The organism is Nonomuraea aurantiaca (genome assembly GCF_020215705.1).
Taxonomy (GTDB): Bacteria; Actinomycetota; Actinomycetes; order Streptosporangiales; family Streptosporangiaceae; genus Nonomuraea; species Nonomuraea aurantiaca.
In genome coordinates, this window is record NZ_JAIWNB010000011.1 from 274,146 (window position 1) to 290,460 (window position 16,315).

17 protein-coding genes are annotated in these 16,315 nt (G+C 70.0%); 5 read left to right on the forward strand and 12 right to left on the reverse strand.

Going from position 1 to position 16,315, the window contains the following annotated elements:
- Positions 1 to 98 precede the first annotated feature (98 nt).
- The gene (locus tag LDL49_RS26650) at positions 99 to 1,727 is read right to left on the reverse strand and encodes an ABC-F family ATP-binding cassette domain-containing protein (protein ID WP_225294494.1); all 1,629 of its coding nucleotides are present in this window, start codon (positions 1,725 to 1,727) and stop codon (positions 99 to 101) included.
- Positions 1,728 to 1,755: 28 nt separating this feature from the next.
- On the opposite strand from LDL49_RS26650, the gene LDL49_RS26655 reads away from it, so the two are divergent.
- Entirely contained in the window at positions 1,756 to 2,121 is a 366-nt protein-coding gene (locus LDL49_RS26655) for a DUF2809 domain-containing protein (RefSeq protein WP_225294496.1), read from the forward strand.
- A gap of 118 nt (positions 2,122 to 2,239) precedes the next feature.
- Positions 2,240 to 3,769: an amino acid permease gene (locus LDL49_RS26660; protein WP_225294498.1), complete on the forward strand. Its 1,530-nt coding sequence runs from the start codon at positions 2,240 to 2,242 to the stop codon at positions 3,767 to 3,769.
- On the opposite strand, the gene lipB is transcribed toward LDL49_RS26660, so the two are convergent.
- Genes lipB through LDL49_RS26680 form a run of 4 tightly spaced genes read right to left on the reverse strand, consistent with a single transcriptional unit; the run spans position 3,766 to position 6,088 of the window.
- Positions 3,766 to 4,401: a lipoyl(octanoyl) transferase LipB gene (lipB, locus tag LDL49_RS26665; protein WP_225294500.1), complete on the reverse strand. Its 636-nt coding sequence runs from the start codon at positions 4,399 to 4,401 to the stop codon at positions 3,766 to 3,768. The genes LDL49_RS26660 and lipB overlap by 4 nt on opposite strands.
- A 20-nt stretch (positions 4,402 to 4,421) precedes the next feature.
- The gene (locus LDL49_RS26670; RefSeq protein ID WP_219529398.1) at positions 4,422 to 4,604 is read right to left on the reverse strand and encodes a PspC domain-containing protein; all 183 of its coding nucleotides are present in this window, start codon (positions 4,602 to 4,604) and stop codon (positions 4,422 to 4,424) included.
- Between the two features lie 60 nt (positions 4,605 to 4,664).
- Complete coding sequence (locus LDL49_RS26675; RefSeq protein WP_225294502.1) at positions 4,665 to 5,177, reverse strand: HAD domain-containing protein; 513 nt, start codon at positions 5,175 to 5,177, stop codon at positions 4,665 to 4,667.
- The gene (locus tag LDL49_RS26680) at positions 5,174 to 6,088 is read right to left on the reverse strand and encodes an AraC family transcriptional regulator (protein WP_225294504.1); all 915 of its coding nucleotides are present in this window, start codon (positions 6,086 to 6,088) and stop codon (positions 5,174 to 5,176) included. The genes LDL49_RS26675 and LDL49_RS26680 overlap by 4 nt, the downstream gene beginning before the upstream one ends.
- Positions 6,089 to 6,162: 74 nt before the next feature.
- Between LDL49_RS26680 and LDL49_RS26685 the strand changes: the two genes are divergently transcribed.
- The gene (locus LDL49_RS26685) at positions 6,163 to 6,975 is read left to right on the forward strand and encodes an NAD(P)H-binding protein (protein ID WP_225294506.1); all 813 of its coding nucleotides are present in this window, start codon (positions 6,163 to 6,165) and stop codon (positions 6,973 to 6,975) included.
- Between the two features lie 46 nt (positions 6,976 to 7,021).
- Here LDL49_RS26685 and LDL49_RS26690 read toward each other — a convergent pair whose 3' ends face one another.
- The 6 genes from LDL49_RS26690 to LDL49_RS26715 all read right to left on the reverse strand — a co-directional run bounded on the left by LDL49_RS26690 (position 7,022) and on the right by LDL49_RS26715 (position 13,282).
- A complete protein-coding gene (locus tag LDL49_RS26690) occupies positions 7,022 to 7,783 on the reverse strand; it encodes an ABC transporter ATP-binding protein (RefSeq protein ID WP_225294508.1) in 762 nt (253 codons plus the stop codon).
- Positions 7,783 to 8,724 carry an ABC transporter ATP-binding protein gene (locus LDL49_RS26695; RefSeq protein ID WP_225294510.1) on the reverse strand — a complete coding sequence of 314 codons (942 nt, stop codon included), beginning with the start codon at positions 8,722 to 8,724 and terminating at the stop codon, positions 7,783 to 7,785. The genes LDL49_RS26690 and LDL49_RS26695 overlap by 1 nt, the downstream gene beginning before the upstream one ends.
- A complete protein-coding gene (locus tag LDL49_RS26700) occupies positions 8,724 to 9,563 on the reverse strand; it encodes an ABC transporter permease (protein ID WP_225294512.1) in 840 nt (279 codons plus the stop codon). Before LDL49_RS26700 ends, LDL49_RS26695 begins: the two co-directional genes overlap by 1 nt.
- A 64-nt stretch (positions 9,564 to 9,627) precedes the next feature.
- Positions 9,628 to 10,542, reverse strand: a complete 915-nt coding sequence (locus LDL49_RS26705; RefSeq protein WP_225294514.1) for an ABC transporter permease — start codon at positions 10,540 to 10,542, stop codon at positions 9,628 to 9,630.
- Between the two features lie 2 nt (positions 10,543 to 10,544).
- On the reverse strand, positions 10,545 to 12,152 hold the full coding sequence (locus LDL49_RS26710; protein WP_225294515.1) for an ABC transporter substrate-binding protein: 1,608 nt from the start codon (positions 12,150 to 12,152) through the stop codon (positions 10,545 to 10,547).
- Entirely contained in the window at positions 12,149 to 13,282 is a 1,134-nt protein-coding gene (locus LDL49_RS26715; RefSeq protein WP_225294517.1) for a C45 family autoproteolytic acyltransferase/hydrolase, read from the reverse strand. Before LDL49_RS26715 ends, LDL49_RS26710 begins: the two co-directional genes overlap by 4 nt.
- A 114-nt stretch (positions 13,283 to 13,396) precedes the next feature.
- On the opposite strand from LDL49_RS26715, the gene LDL49_RS26720 reads away from it, so the two are divergent.
- Together LDL49_RS26720 and LDL49_RS26725 are read left to right on the forward strand one after the other, a co-directional pair.
- Positions 13,397 to 14,278, forward strand: coding sequence for a MurR/RpiR family transcriptional regulator (locus LDL49_RS26720; RefSeq protein WP_225294519.1), 882 nt, complete (start codon positions 13,397 to 13,399; stop codon positions 14,276 to 14,278).
- 41 nt (positions 14,279 to 14,319) lie between these two features.
- Complete coding sequence (locus tag LDL49_RS26725; protein ID WP_225294521.1) at positions 14,320 to 15,150, forward strand: undecaprenyl-diphosphate phosphatase; 831 nt, start codon at positions 14,320 to 14,322, stop codon at positions 15,148 to 15,150.
- Between the two features lie 3 nt (positions 15,151 to 15,153).
- On the opposite strand, the gene LDL49_RS26730 is transcribed toward LDL49_RS26725, so the two are convergent.
- A complete protein-coding gene (locus LDL49_RS26730; protein WP_225294522.1) occupies positions 15,154 to 16,302 on the reverse strand; it encodes an MFS transporter in 1,149 nt (382 codons plus the stop codon).
- Positions 16,303 to 16,315: the final 13 nt, after the last annotated feature.

Genomic DNA, 16,315 nt, shown 5'->3' on the forward strand with positions numbered 1-16,315 from the left:
GGGTGTCCTGTGTAGAGAAAGGCACACCATACGAACACTGCGTGTCAACGAGTGCCGGAAAATTGTTTCACCTTCGTTTCCTTGAGCGGTGTAAATTTTCAGACCGACTCAAGAACCGTCCCGTCGCTCACCCTCAGGCGACGATCGACGTGTACGGCGTCGAGCATCCGCCGGTCGTGGGTGACGAGCAGCAGCGTGCCTGGATAGCTCGACAGGGCCGACTCCAACTGCTCGATCGCGGGGAGATCGAGATGGTTCGTCGGCTCGTCCAGCACGAGTAGATTAACGCCTCTAGCCTGCAGCAACGCCAGAGCCGCGCGGGTTCGCTCACCGGGCGACAGCGTGCCGGCGGGCCGCAGCACGTGCGCGGCCCGCAGCCCGAACTTCGCCAGCAGCGTCCGCACCTCGGCGGGCGGCAGCTCCGGCGTCTGCGCGCCGAACGCGTCGAGCAGCGGCTCCCCGCCCTCGAACAGCCCTCTGACCTGGTCCACCTCGCCGACCACCACACCGGGCCCGAGCGTGGCGTGCCCCTCGTCGAGCGGGGCGCGGCCGAGCAGCGCGGCCAGCAGCGTCGTCTTGCCCGCGCCGTTGGACCCGGTGATCGCCACCCGCTCGGCCCAGCCGATCTCCAGGTCGACCGGGCCGAGCGTGAACGCGCCCCGCCTGACCACCGCGCCGCGCAGCGTGGCCACCACCGCGCCGGACCGCGGCGCGGCGGCGATCTCCATCCGCAGCTCCCACTCCTTGCGCGGCTCCTCGACCACCTCTAGGCGTTCGATGAGCTTCTCCGACTGGCGGGCCTTGGCGGCCTGCTTCTCGGTCGTCTCGATGCGCGTGTTGCGGCCGATCTTGTCGTTGTCGGTCGCCTTGCGCCGGGCGTTCCTGACGCCCTTCTCCATCCAGGCCCGCTGCGTCCTGGCGCGGGACTCCAGCTGGGCGCGGGTGTCGGCATACTCCTCGAAGCGCTCGCGAGCATGCCTCCTGGCCACCTCGCGCTCGTCCAGGTACGCCTGGTAGCCGCCGCCGTACAACCGGATCTGCTGCTGGGCCAGGTCCAGCTCCAGCACCTTGGTGACGGTCCTGGACAGGAACTCCCGGTCGTGGCTGACCACCACCGTGCCGGCCCGCAGGCCCTGGACGAAGCCTTCCAGCCGGTCGAGCCCGTCGAGGTCGAGGTCGTTGGTCGGCTCGTCGAGCAGGAACAGGTCGTAGCGGCTGAGCAGCAGCGAGGCCAGCCCCGCGCGGGCCGCCTGGCCGCCCGACAGTGAGGTCATGGGCTGGTCCATGCCCACCGGCAGCCCGATCTCCGCCGCCCGCTCCTCCAGGTCTGCGCCGCCGAGCGCGAGCCAGCGCTCCAGCGCGACGCTGTAGGCGTCGTCGGCGCCCGGCCGCCCCTCGACCAGGCCCTGGGTGGCGTCGTCGAGCTCCCGCTGCGCCTGCTCGACGCCGGTGCGCCTGGCCAGGAACCGCCCGACCGTCTCACCAGGGCGGCGCTCCGGCTCCTGCGGCAGGTGACCGACCGTGGCCGTGGCCGGGCTGAGGCGGATGGAGCCCCGCTCTGGCCGGTCGAGCCCGGCCAGCAGGCGCAGCAGCGTGGACTTCCCGGCGCCGTTGGCCCCGACCAGCCCGATGACGTCGCCGGGGGCCACCACCAGATCCAGGTTCGAGAACAGGACCCGCTCGCCGTGCCCCGCCGCAAGGTCCTTGACCACCATCGTCGCGCTCATGTAGGCCGATGCTACTAACGTGAGCCAAATGTCTCGCTGGCCCGTGCTCGCCGCCGCCGTCGTCACCGTCGTGGCCGGTCTGGGGGTGCGGCTGCTGTGGGACGGACCGTTCGCCAAGTACGCGGGCGACGCGCTCTACACGGTCCTGATCTACCTGCTCATCGTGCTCGTCCTGCCGCGCGTGCGGCCGGTGTGGGCCGCGCTGGGGGCGACCGCGCTGAGCTGGGCGATCGAGTTCGCCCAGCTCTGGGAGATCCCGCCGCTGCTGCGGCCGCTGCTGGGCAGCACGTTCAACCCGCCCGACCTGTTCTGGTACGCCGTGGGGGGCGCGGCGGCCTGTGCAGCGCATATGGGGTTCGCTGCGTATTTAGCGACGAGGTCCGCATTTAGGTAAAGAACGGTCCTTACCAGCTCGAAACTCCGCTGTAACGCCTTGCCTGTGACATGGAAATGGTCTAGAGATAGACCAAATCCAGAGAGTCCTCCGCCGCGCATCCCCCAAGGAGACCTCAATGACCACAGAAGAGGATTCCAGGCGCCTCGCCGAGCTCGGTTACAAGCAAGAGCTGTCAAGGACCTGGAGCGGTTTCTCCAACTTCGCCATCTCCTTCTCCATCATCTCGATCCTCGCCGGCTGCTTCACCACCTTCGGCCAGGCCTGGAACAACGGCGGTCCCATCGCCATCTCCTGGGGCTGGCCGCTGATCTCCGTCTTCATCCTGATCATCGGTCTCTGCATGTCGGAGCTGGTCTCCGCGTACCCGACGGCGGGCGGCATCTACTGGTGGGCCGCCACCATGGGCAAGCCGATCCACGGCTGGTTCACCGGCTGGCTCAACCTGATCGGCCTCATCGCGGTCACCGCGTCGGTCGACTACGGCTGCGCGACGTTCCTGAACATCACCATCAACCGGCTCACCGGGGGCGGCTGGGACGCCTCACTCGGGAACGCGTTCCTGCTGTTCGTGATCATTCTGGTGCTGCACGCGCTGATCAACATCTACAGCCACCGGCTCATCTCGCTGCTGCAGAACATCTCGGTCTGGTGGCACGTGGCGGGTGCCGCGATCGTGGTGGCGATCCTGATCTTCGCTCCGAGCCACCACCAGACGGTCGGCTTCGTCTTCACCGACACCATCAACAACTCCGGCTTCGGTAACGGCGACGGCGGCATCCCGTTCTGGTTCTACGTGCTGCCGCTGGGCTTCCTGCTCACCCAGTACACGATCACCGGCTTCGACGCCTGCGCGCACGTGTCGGAGGAGACGCAGGGCGCCTCCACGGCGGCCGCCCGCGGGCTCTGGCAGTCGATCTTCTACTCGGCGATCGGCGGCTGGATCCTGCTGCTGGCGTTCCTGTTCGCCGCGACGAACGTGGACGAGATCAACAAGCAGGGCGGCTTCGTGGGCGCCATCTTCGAGACCGCGCTCTCCTCGCCGCTGGCCACCGCGATCTTCGCGATCTCCACGATCGGCCAGTTCTTCTGCGGGATGAGCTGCGTGACCTCGATGTCGCGGATGACCTACGCGTTCTCACGAGACGGCGCCGTGCCGGGCTGGCGGCTGTGGTCGAAGATCGACCGCAACCGGACGCCGGTCAACGCGATCCTCGCGGGCTGCGTGGTGGCCGCCCTGATCACGCTGCCCGCGCTCTGGGCGCCGGCGGGCTCGACCACTCCGGTGGCCTTCCTCGCCGTCGTGTCGATCGCGGTCATCGGGCTCTACCTGGCGTTCCTCATCCCGATCTGGCTGCGGCTGCGCATGGGCGACAACTTCCAGCCCGGCCCGTGGACCCTTGGCCGGAAATATCGGGCCATGTGCTGGATCGCCTGCATTGAGATCGTGATCATCTCGATTTACTTCATCATGCCGATCAAGCCCTCGGCGATCCCCGGCAACGAGAACTTCACCTGGACGGACGTGAACTACGCGCCGGTCCTGGTCGGGGTCGTGCTGCTCGGCATCGCCCTGTGGTGGAAGCTGTCGGCCAAGCACTGGTTCACCGGGCCCCGCCGGACCATCGACGAACTGCCGATGCCCTAAGAGGCTTCGAAAGCCGTGGCCACGGCCGCGCGGACGGTGTCCATGGACGTGGCCTCCAGCTCTCTCTTGAGCGAGGTCATGTCCACGTCGGGCATGCCGCAGGCGACCGCCCAGTGCCACGGCTCCAGGTCGCCGTCGACGTTGAGCGCGAAGCCGTGGCTGGTCACGCCACGGCTCTGCCGCATCCCGATGGACACGACCTTGCGCCCGGTCTCGGACGTCCAGACGCCGGTCAGCAGCTCGGAGCCGGGCGGGGTGTCGCGGCGCTCCGCGGGCAGCCCCAGCGCGCCCAGCGCCTCGACCAGCCGGAGCTCCACCTCCCGCACGTAGTCGACGATGCCCTCGTCCTCGCCCAGCTTGACGATCAGGTAGCCGACGAGCTGGCCGGGGCCGTGGTAGGTGAGCTGGCCCCCGCGGCCGGTCTCGACCACGGGGATGCCGCGCGACGGGTCGGGCAGGTGGGTCACCGGTGTGCGGCGCCCGACCGTGTAGACCGACGGGTGGCTGAGCAGCCAGAGCGTGTCCGGCCGCTCGTCTCGTTGGCGCTCACCGACGAGGTCGGTCATGCGCTCCATCGCCTTGTCGTAGTCGACGAGCTCATCCTGGAGGAGTGTCAGCGGCCTAGCCCTCATGCGTTCCAGGATAGGACGCCCTAGTAGCGCTTCGGCTCCTCGGGGACGAGGATCCACATGGCCACGTAGACCACCCAGAGCGGTCCTGGAATGAGCGACAGCAGCAGCCAGAGGATCCGGACGAGGGTGGGGGGCAGGCCCATCTTGTCGGCGAGACCGCCGCAGACGCCGGCCAGAATTCTGTGCTCTCGTGAGCGGTACATCGTTTCCTCCGTGTGGTTGCACCTGTCTGGAAAACGGATGTCCAGGCAAGAGATATCCCACTAGCCACCCTGAGAAAACCCTGAGAGGGTCAGCCACTCGTGCGCCTGGGCGAGGTGCTGGCTGGTCAGGCCCGTTCTTGGATCAACATGAATGAGCAGGAAATCATCGAGACCCTGAGTGCCCCTGAGGTATTCCTCGTCCTCCAGCCACACCTGGTCGTCGAACCACACGAACGGTCTACGGCCGACATAGGCGGCTACGTGCGGGGTTTTAAACATTTCCCCGTACAAACCGCCCTGGTCCGATCCCGGTCCCATGGGGATGACGGGCAGCGGGGGCAGGCCGAGCCGGGGCCCGATCCACTCGTTGGCGTGCTCCTCCCAGGTCGTCGCCCAGACCAGCTCGGCCCCGGTGACCAGGGCCAGCTCCAGCAGCCGGGTGCCGTGCCTGGCGTTGAGCTGCACGGTGTAGACCTGGTCGCCGACCGTGCAGTGGTAGCGGCGGAAGTCGGGGGTGGGCCGGCTGAACGGGTTGAGCACCCCGTCGACGTCGATCAGCAGCAGCGGTCTCACCGGACGGCCCGATGCTCCTGCGGGCTGACGCCGCGCACCCGCTTGAAGGCCGCGCTGAGCGCGAACGGACTGCCGTAACCGACCTGCCTGGCCACCGAGCCGACCGTCGCGTCGGGCTCGCGCAGCAGGTCGGCGGCCAGAGCCAGCCGCCAGTCGGTCAGGAACGCCATGGGCGGCTCGCCGACCAGCTCGGTGAAGCGCCGGGCCAGCGAGGCCCGCGAGACGCCCACCTGCGCGGCCAGCGTGGCGACCGTCCACGGGTGGGCCGGGTTGTTGTGCAGCATCCGCATGGCCCTGCCCACCACCGGATCGCTCTGCGCCCGATACCAGGCCGGCGCCTCGTGGGTGGCGAACCACGACCGCAGCACGGAGATGAGCAGCAGGTCGAGCAGCCGGTCGAGGACCGCCTCCTGCCCCGGCTGGTCCTTGACGATCTCGGCGCCCAGCAGCGGGACGAGCGGGTCGCCCCGCTGGACCAGCAGCGTGGGCAGCGCCTCCAGCAGGCGCCTGCTCACCTCGCCCTCCATGTGGTAGGCGCAGGTGATCATCACGGTCTCGCCGTCCGCGGCGTTGCCCCAGGTGCGTACGCCGAGGTCCATGGCCTGGGCGAGCGACTCCCCGTCGACCGTGGTGCAGTGCTGGTCGGGGTGGATGACGATCTGCGGCGGCGTGGCGGGGTTGTCGGCCACGGTGTACGGCCCGGGCCCGCGGATGATCGCCACCTCCCCTGGACACATCCGGACGACGTCCCCCTCATCGGGCACCACCCACGCCTCCCCGCGCACCATCACCACCACCGTGAGCGGGGCCTCGTCCTGGATGCGCAGCGACCAGGGCGGATCGAGCATACAGCGGAGCATGAAGGCGCCCCTTGCCCGCGGACCGTCGAGGAGAGCGGCAAGCTGGTCCATGGGCTAGACGATCGCATATGGGATTGCGCTTCTCAACCATGGAGAGTCTCAGGCTTCGGCGGCTTACTTGAGCCATGACAACTTTGGTGCTGGGCGGCACGGGCAAGACCGGCCGCCGCGTGGCGAACAGGCTCACCGTTCTCGACCACCCGTGGCGGATCGGCTCCCGCTCCGCGCGACCGCCCTTCGACTGGACCGACCGATCCACCTGGGCGCCCGCTCTGGACGGCGTCGACTCCGTGTACGTGACCTACTATCCCGACCTCGCCTTCCCCGGCGCCCTGGAAGACGTCCAGGCCTTCACCTCGCTCGCCGTGGCCGGCGGCGTCGGCCGGCTGGTCCTGCTCTCCGGCCGGGGCGAGCCGATGGCCGAGGCGGCCGAGCAGGTCGTCCAGTCGTCAGGGGCCGACTGGACGATCGTGCGGTGCGGCTGGTTCATGCAGAACTTCAGCGAGGGCTACCTGCTGGACCCGGTGCTCGAAGGGGTCATCGCGCTGCCGATCGCGGACGTGCCCGAGCCGTTCGTGGACGTGGACGACATCGCGGACGTCGTGGTGGCGGCGCTGACCCAGGAGGGCCACAGCGGCAAGCTGTACGAACTGACCGGGCCGAGGCTGCTCACCTTCACGGATGTCGCCGCCGAGCTGTCCAAGGCGACGGGCCGGGACATCGTCTACGTGCCGGTGACGGCCGAGCAGTTCGCGGCCGGAGCCCGCGAGCAGGGCGTGCCCGAGAACGAGATCGAGGGGCTGAACGGGCTGTTCGCCGAGGTTCTGGACGGCCGCAACGCGCACCTCGCCGACGGTGTCCGGCAAGCGCTCGGCCGGCCCGCCCGGGACTTCTCCGACTACGCCACCGCGAACAAGTCAGCCTGGACCGTGCGCTGACGCACCACTTGGACCGTGCGCTCAGCGCACCACCTGGACCGTGCGCTCAGCGCACCACTTTGGCCGGATCCCAGCCGGGGCCGGGCACCGAGGCCAGCAGCAGGCGCGTGTAAGGGTGCTCGGGCTCGGCCAGCACCCGCTCGACCGGACCCCGCTCCACGACCACCCCCCGATGCAGCACCAGCGTCTCCTCGCACAGGTGCCGGACCACGGCTAGGTCGTGGCTGACGAACAGCAGGGCCACGCCCGCGTCGCGACGTACCTGGGCCAGCAGCTCCAGGATCTGGGCCTGGATGGAGACGTCGAGCGCGGCCACGGCCTCGTCGAGCACCAGCACCGACGGCTCGACCGCGAGCGCCCTGGCGATCGCGAGGCGCTGCCGCTGGCCGCCGCTCAGCTGATGCGGACGCGCGCCGGCCTCGCGGCTGCCGAGGCCCACCTGGTCGAGCAGTTCGGCGGCGCGGGCGGGCGGCTTGCCGTGCAGGCGGAGCGAGGTGTGCAGGCATTCGGTCGCGGTCAGCCGGGGGTCCAGCGAGAGGTACGGGTCCTGGAAGACCATCTGGATCTCGCGGGCCCGGCGCAGCCTGGCCGCCTTGCCGCGCTCCTTCGGGCCGCGGGCGCGGCCGGCCACGGTGATCGTGCCGGAGTCGGGGGTGACCAGGCCGACCAGCATGCGGGCGATCGTGGTCTTGCCGGAGCCGGACTCGCCGACCAGCCCGAGCGAGCCACCCGGCGCCAGCTCGAAGGAGACCTCGTCGGCGGCCACGGTGCCCTGGAAGGACTTGCTGAGCTTCTGTACGGCCAGCATCAGGCCTCCACGAGGCGGCAGGCGGTTGAGCCGCCCGCGACGGTCAGGGGCCGCGGCTGCCAGGCGTCGCAGTCGCCGGTGGCGTGCGGGCAGCGCGGCGCGAACGGGCAGCCGGCGAACGCGTCGTCGAGTGACGGCGGCCGGCCGGGGATGGGGCGGATCGGGCGCGGGTCGCCGAGCTCGGGCGTGCAGGCGAGCAGCCCGGCCGTGTACGGGTGCCGCGGGTCGGCGAACAGCTCCTTGGCCGGCCGCGACTCCACCACCGCACCGGCGTACAGCACGTGCACCCGGTCACAGTAGGCGGCGGCCAGGTGCAGGTCGTGCGTGATGAACAGCATGCCGAGCTCCCGTTCGGCCTGGATCCGGCGCAGCAGCGCGAGGGTCTCGGCCTGGGTGGTGACGTCGAGCGCGCTGGTCGCCTCGTCGGCCAGGAGCAGGGCCGGGTCGGCGGCCAGCGCGGCGGCGATGACCACGCGCTGGAGCATGCCGCCGGACAGCTCGTGCGGGTACTGCCGCACGCACCGCTCGGGGTCACGCAGGCCGACGGCGGCCAGCAGCTCCAGCGCCCGCGTACGGGCCTCGGCCTTGGACCGGCCCAGGGTGAGCACCATGCGTTCGGTGAGGAAGTCGCCGATCCGGCGTACCGGGTTGAGCGACGAGCGCGGATCCTGGTAGATCATCGACACCTGGGCGGCCCGCAGGTCCCTGAGCGCCGCGGGGCTCATCGAGAGCACGTCGTCGCCGGAAACCAGCACCCGGCCCGACACCCCCGCCCCCTGCGGCAGGAGGCGCAGCACCGCGCGGGCGATCGTGGACTTGCCCGAGCCGGACTCGCCGACCAGGCCGACGACCTCGCCCTTGCCGACGCTCAGCGACACCTCGCGCAGGATCGGCCGCCGGCCGCCCGCCTCGATCGTGAGGTCCTCCACGGAGAGCAGCATCAGATTCCCCTCACGCCCATGCGGTCGGCGAGCCGTACGCCGATCACGTTGAACGACACGACCACCAGGGCGATGGCCGCACCGGGCACCAGCACGGGCAGGAACGCGCCCTGCACGATCGCCGGCTGCCCCTCCTTGACCATGAGGCCCCAGTCGGACGACGGCGGCTGCGCGCCGAACCCCAGGAAGCTCAGCGTGGCCAGGCTCATCAGCCCCTCGCCGAACAGCACCACGAGGTAGCCGACGATCGAGCGCCCCATGTTCGGCACCAGGTGGCGCACGCAGATCGCCAGCCCGCCCATGCCCTGCACCCGATAGGCGTCGATGTACGGCTTGCCGCACTCGGCCAGCGCGACGCTCCTGGTGTACTTGGCGATCGTCGGCGCGTAGGCCAGGCCCAGCGCGATGACCGCCGTGGTCATGCCGTTGCCGAAGACGGCCAGGATCAGCACCACGAACAGCAGCCCGGGGAAGGCGTACATCACGTCGGTCACCCTGGAGACCACCGCGTCGACCCAGCCCCGGTGCCAGGCGGCCAGCGTGCCCAGGGCGACGCCGAGAGCCGAGGCGATGGCCAGCAGCAACAGCGGGCCGACCAGCGAGGTGCGGGCGCCGTACAGGATGCGGGTGAGCAGGTCGCGGCCGGACTGATCGGCGCCGAGCAGGTGCTCGGGCGAGACCGGCGCGAGCGAGGCGCCGAAGTCGACCGCGTCCGGCTCGAACGGCGTGACCAGCGGCGCGCACACCGCGCCGACCACGACCAGGGCGAGGAAGGCGGCGGCGAGCAGGTAGCCGAGCGGCCGGACCGGACGCGGCGAAAGCGTGGCAACAGCGGTCATGAGTCCTCCTTCGTCGGCCTCATGACCAAGGCGCTGTGCTTATTGATGACCTCGACAAGCTCGCTCATGTCCGCCTCCTTGCTCGGGGGTCGATCAGCGGCTGGACCAGCTCCACCAGCGTGGTCACCACGATGTAGGCGGTGACCATGAGCAGCAGCACCGCCTGCGTCACGGGGAAGTCGTGCGTGTTGATCGCGTTGACCAGCAGCGAGCCGATGCCGCTGAGGCCGAACGCGGTCTCCACGGTCACCGTCCCGGCGAGCATCCCGGCGGTCACCAGCCCGCACATGGTCACGATCGGGCCGAGCGCGCCGCGGAAGACGTGCCTGACCACGATCAGCCGCTCGGACAGCCCGGAGGCGCGGGCGACGGTCACGTGGTCGAGTTCGCGCTGCTCGACCATGGCCTGCCTGGTGACCCGGCTGATGATCGCCAGCGCGCCGAGCGCCAGCGTCACGGCCGGCAGAGTCAGATGCCAGAGCGAGCCGCCGCCCATGACGGGGAACCAGCCGAGCCGGACGCCGAACAGCGAGATCAGCACGGTGGCCACCACGAACGGCGGCACGGAGGTGGCGAACGTCGTGCCCGCCACCACCGCCGCGTCGGTCCGCCCGCCGCGTACCGCCGCCAGCACGCCCAGCGCGATGCCGAACACCACGAACAGCACGGCCGCGTAGGCGACCAGCCCGAGCGTGCTCGGCAACCGCGCCGCCAGCAGGTCGCCCACCTGGTCGTTGTACTGCGTGGACCGGCCCAGGTCGCCGGTCACGGCGTCGCCGAGCCAGCGCCCGAACTGGACGAGGAACGGGTCGTCCAGGTGGTACTGCGCGCGGACGGCCGCCAGGTATTCGGGCGTCAGGTTCTCCTTGCCGCCCGCCAGGAACGTCACCGGGTCGCCGGGCGCCGCGTACGACGCCCCGAAGATGACGAACGAGGTGACCAGCAGTGTCGCCAGAACCCCGGTCAGCTTGCGGACCATGCTCAGCCCTTGGCCCCGAGGTCGGCGGCCCACGGGTAGCCCATGTAGACCTGGGAGGCGGGCGGCCCGGTCACCTTGCCGCCGAGCACGACCGCGGACGGCACCTCGACGAGCGAGATCCACACCATGTCGGCGGTGAACCGCTGCTGCAGCTCGATGACGTCCTTGGCGCGCTGGGCGTCGTCGGTGCTCGCCAGCGCCTTCGCGACAAGAGCGTCGTATTCGGGCGAGCTGAAGCCGACCCAGTTGTTGGCCGAGCCCGTCAGGCCGTTGTCGTAGAAGCCGATCGGGTCGGACTTGGTGATGTACCAGTCGTCGGGCACCAGGTCGACCTGGGCGCGCAGCGACTTGTCGGTGTAGAAGCTACCGAACTCGGACGGCGGCACCGTCTTGATCTGCGCGGTGAGCCCGATCTTCTTGGCCGCGTCGACCACCGCGTTGGCGATCACCGTACGGGTCTCGTCCCCGTTGGTGGCCACCACGATCGGCTCCTTGGGCGTGCCGGCCTCCTGGACGAGCTTCTTGGCCTCGTCGAGCGACGGCGTCTCGGGCGCGCCGGACAGCTGGTCGTAGGCCGTCTGGAACGCCTGCTTCTCGTACGACCAGGCGCCCGCGCCCACCGGCACCTTCCACGGCCTGGCCAGCCCGGCGAACCCGGACTTGGCGATGCCCGCCCGGTCGACCGCCAGCGACAGCGCCCGGCGGATCTTCGGGTCCTTCAGCACGCCGCGGTCGGTGGGCAGCAGCACGAACACCCGCGTGGTGGGCCCGTAGGCGACATTGACCGCCTGGTTGCCCTGCAGCGCGACCGCCGGGCCGGTGCTGGAGAGGTACGCGCCGTCGGCCGCGCCCGTCGTCAGACTGTTGACCAGCGCGGTGTCGCCCGCCCATTTGAAGGTCACCGTCTTGGTGAGCGGCTTGACGTCCTTGTTCCAGTACGCCGCATACCGCTCGATGGACAGCTCAGTGCCCGACTTCCAGTCCTTCACCTGGTAGGGCCCGCTGCAGGCGTCCTCGTGGCCCGGCGTGCCGTACTCCTTGCCCAGCTTGTCCACGACCTTCTGGTTCAGCACGATGCCCGCGCCGCCCGCCATGGCCTGGACGAACAGCGCGTTCGGCTTCTTGAACGCGATCGTGACCTGGCCCTCGCCGGACTTGCTGATCGACTCGACGTCCTCGAACTCGTCGGACTCGTCCATGCCCTCGCCCGAATGCCGCTTCAGGCTCCACACGACGTCGTCGGCGGTGACCGGCGAGCCGTCGTGGAAGGTGGCGTCCTTGCGCAGGGTCAGCACCATGGTCTTGGGGTCGGGCTGGTCGACCTTCTCGGCCAGCCATGGCTTGACCGTCATGTCGAGCTGCGTCTGCATGAGCCGCTCGCAGACGTTGGCCATGACCGTGCGGTTGTCGGTGTTGCCGTCGATGTCCATGTCCAGCGTGCCCGGCTCCTCGTCGAGCAGCCAGGTGGCCGAGTCGAGCGCGCCGGTCGCCTTGGCCGTCTGGTTCACCAGCGTGAGCTTGGCCGGGTCGGGCGCCTTGGTGGTGGCGGCCGGGCCACCGCACGCGGCGGTGAGACCGATCAGCCCGGCCACAGCGAGTGTCTTCTTCACAACGTCTCTTCTCCGTGCGGTCCGTCGTAGAGGTTCCAGGGCACGCGCTCGTACTCGTGGTCGCAGGGCGTGCCGGCGGCGATCAAGTAGTCGCCCGTGGTGAGGTCGACGCAGCTCGACAGCAGGGTGGCCCACTGCTTGACAGGGGGCTGGCTCTCGTCCGGGTGGGTGCAGAGCGACTCGGGGTAGCCGAGGTGGTCGGACATGGCGTGCCTGATCAGCTTGCGCGCCTCGTCGCTGCCGGACGCGTGGCGTACGGCGCGCAGCCCGCCCTCCGCACGCGGCACCCGGAACAGCGAGTCGGCCGAGCCGGGGCGGTAGCTGGCGGCGAGCTGGGGCGGCATGAACGCCTGGTAGTGGTTGCCGTGCACGAGCAGTCCGTCGGTGGGATACATCCAGCCGACGGCGCCGGGCGTGGTCTCCAGGTCGATCGCGAAGCCCGCGCGGTGGGTGACCAGCGCGTTGCTGGCGATGTGGGCCCGCGACTTGGTCAGCGCCTCCAGCGCCGAGTTGAGGTCGGCGCTGTCGAGGACCCGGCGCCTGATCAGCGTCTGCGGCACGCCGATGGCGTCGTCGAAGCGCCCGCCGAGCCCGTTGGCGTTGAGCGCGATGCCCGCCGAGTTGGCCCCCTGCCGCCCGACCTGGCCCGCCTCGACGTGCATGATCACGGTGGGCTTGCCCGGCTGGACCACCCTGAGCACCATGACCGTGTCGGCCACGCCGGCGCGCCAGTCCCAGTTCTGGCCCGCGTAGATGTGACCGTCGCCGGACGCCTGCTCCATCAGAGCGAAGGAGGTGCACCCGTCCGGCTCCATGGAGTTGAACGTGGTGTCGTAGATGATCTCCCCGCGCGCGTTCAGCGCGACGATGTCGAGGAACTCGACGCCGGCGCCCTCCGCGACGCCCTCCATCTCCTCGACCAGGTCGGGGGCGAACGCCTTGCTCGGCTCCACCCAGCGCGCCGCCCGCTGCGTCACCTGGGGCCAGGCCAGGCCGCTGGAGTGGGCGAACGCCTCGGCGTAGTAGGCCAGCGCGCGGTGGATCCGTTCGCGGGCCTGCTCGCCATACTGGCGCCCGCGTTCTCGCGGACCTCCGGCGATCTCGACGACGGGCAGGGAAGTGAGGCTCAATGGTGCTCCTTGGACCGGCCGATGCCTGTAACGTTCATTTCAGTGAGGCAACGAGTCCGTAGCGGTCGTTTCCAGGAAAGAGTAATGAGCGCTACACAGGAGTCAAGGTTCGTAATGGAAAATTCACACAGTCCGATCGAGCAGCTCAGGAGCACGGTGAAGCAGCTCTGGGACGAGCTGTCTCCCGCCGAGCGAGCCGTGTGCCAGTTCCTGGTCTCCGCTCCGCCCGAGCAGATCCTCTTCTCCAGCGCGCAGGAGCTGGGCACGGCCTCCGGCACGAGCAACGCCACCGTGATCCGCACCATGCAGCGGCTCGGCTTCGGCGGCCTGCCGGGGCTCAAGCGGGCGCTCGCCGGTGAGTTCACCTCGGCCGTCGCGCCCGACGTACGCATGCGGCAGCGCATCAGCCATGTCGGCCACGACCTGTCGGCGATCTGGGACCGGGTCTTCGACGAGGCCCGCGAGCGCCTCGACCACGGCCGCCGGCTCTATGACGCGGAGGCGTTCCAGCGCGCGATCGAGGTGATGGCCCACGCGAGCTCGGTGCTCGTCTACGGCGCGGGCGCCTCCGAGCCGTCGGCCCGTTACTTCGCGCTCAAGCTGGGCCGCCATGGGCACCGCGCCCGCGCGGTCTCGGCCACCGGCTTCGCGCTGGCCGACGACCTGCTCTCGCTCCAGCACGGCGAGGCCGTCGTCATCTTCCAGCCCGGCCGCAAGCTCAGGGAGCTCACGGTCCTGATCGACCGGGCGCACGCGGTGGGCGCCGGCGTGATCCTCGTCTCGGACGAACTGGGCGGCACTTTCTCCGACCGCGTCGACGCCGTACTGGCCGCCCCCCACACGCCCACCGGCATCAGCGCCGAGCCGCTGACCGGCATCATCGTGGCCGACGCGCTGCTGCTGGCGCTCGACTCGCTCGACGAGAGCCGTTCCGTCGAGCACTCCCACCAGCTGACCGCGCTACGCGAGCAACTGCTGGGCCCCCGTATCCGCTAGCCTCGCCTCGTCACTTACGCGGGTGTGGGAAGGGTGTAGCCGTGATCGGCTGGTTCGAAGCGGTGGTGCTGGGGCTGATTCAGGGCCTCACGGAGTTCCTGCCGATCTCTTCCAGTGCGCATATCCGCGTGGTCTCCGCCTTCTTCGGCTGGCCGGATCCGGGCGCCGCGTTCACGGCGGTGATCCAGCTCGGCACCGAGGCGGCCGTCCTGATCTATTTCAGGAAGGAGATCTGGGAGATCATCTCCACCTGGACCCGCGCCCTGTGGACGCCCGAGTTGCGCAGCCACTACGCCGCCCGCATGGGCTGGTACGTGATCGTCGGATCCCTGCCCATCGGCATCCTGGGCCTGGTGTTCAAGGACCAGATCGAGACGGTCTTCCGCGACCTGCGCCTGGTGGGCACCACGCTGATCGTCTTCGGCATCATCCTCTGGTTCGCCGACCACACCGCCCGCAACAGGCTCACGCTGGAGAAGCATCTGAGCTTCACGCACGCCGTCGTCTACGGCTTCGCGCAGGCGCTGGCGCTGATCCCCGGCGTCTCGCGCTCCGGTGGCACGATCACCGCGGGCCTGCTGCTCGACTACCGCCGCGAGGACGCCGCCAAATACTCCTTCCTGCTGGCCATCCCCGCGGTCCTGTCGTCGGGCCTGCTGGAGGTCGCCCAGATCGGCGGGGGCCAGGCACCCGCCTGGGGGCCGACCATCGTGGCGACGGTCATCTCGTTCATCGTCGGCTACGCGGCGGTGGCCTGGTTCCTGAAGTACATCAGCCACCACCGCTTCACCGGATTCGTCATCTACCGCATCCTGCTCGGGCTGTTCGTCATCCTCGCGGTCACCATCGGCTGGATCCCCGCCCAGGGCTGACCCTCAGGCCGACACGTTCTCGGCGGACGAGCGGGCCGGCTCCGGCCGGTAGGTCACCAGCGTGAAGACCAGCGCCAGCAGTGCGAGCCCGGTGGCCAGCACGATCACGCCCGCCCTGCCGTACCCGTCGAGTGCCAGGCCACCGGTGATGCCCGCCACGAACAACCCGACGTACTGGGCGGAAGACAGCAGCCCCAGACCGATCGGCACGTTGTGCGGCACGGCGGCGACGGTCCTGTACTGCTGCGCCGGCGCGACCAGCCACCCGAGCGCGCCCCAGCAGAACGCCCACACCAGGGCGACGGGCAGGGCGAGGTTCGCGACCGGGATGAGCGCCAGGAACACCGTCGAGGCGGTGATGCCGATCAGCACCATCCGCCGCGGCCCGTACAGGTCGGTGAACCGCCCGCCGACCTGGTTGCCCACGACCCCGCCGATCCCCCACGCCCACAGGACGGCGGGCAGCGGCAGGTCGAACAGCGAGCCGATATAGGTGTAGGCGGCGAACCCGGCGGCGAACATCAGCAGCTGCGTCGTCAGCACCGCCACCACCCGCCGGTCGGCCAGCGGGGCGAACCGGTCGGCCAGCCGTCCGGTGGCCTCGATCATGACGTCGGGCACCACGGCGGCCACCCCGACGAAGCCGAGCACACCGAGCCCGACCACGAGCCAGATCGTGGCCCGCCAGCTCGACACGGACCCGAGCCAGGTGCCCAGCGGCACCCCGATCGCCGACGAGACGCTCAGGCCGCCCATCACCAGCGCGAGCGCGCGACCGCGGCGCTCGGGCGAGCTCAGCGCGTTGGCGACGCCGGAGGCGGTCGGCGTGAACATCGCCGCACCCGCCGCGGCGATGACGCGGGTGACCATCACCAGCGGGTACGTGGGCGCCAGCGCGGTCAACGCGTTGCCCAGCACGAACACGGCCAGCGCGATCAGCAGCACCCGACGGCGCGACAGCCGCGCGGTCAGGGCGGCCAGCACCGGCGACAGCAATGCGTAGGCCAACGCGAACACGGTCATCAGCTGGCCGGCCGCCGATAACGAGATATCCAGATCATGTGAAATGGGGGTCAGCAGTCCGGCGGTGACGAACATGCCGGTGCCGACGGCGAAGTTCCCGAGCGCGAGGGGATAGAGCCGACTGCTCACTGAGTCTCCTTCA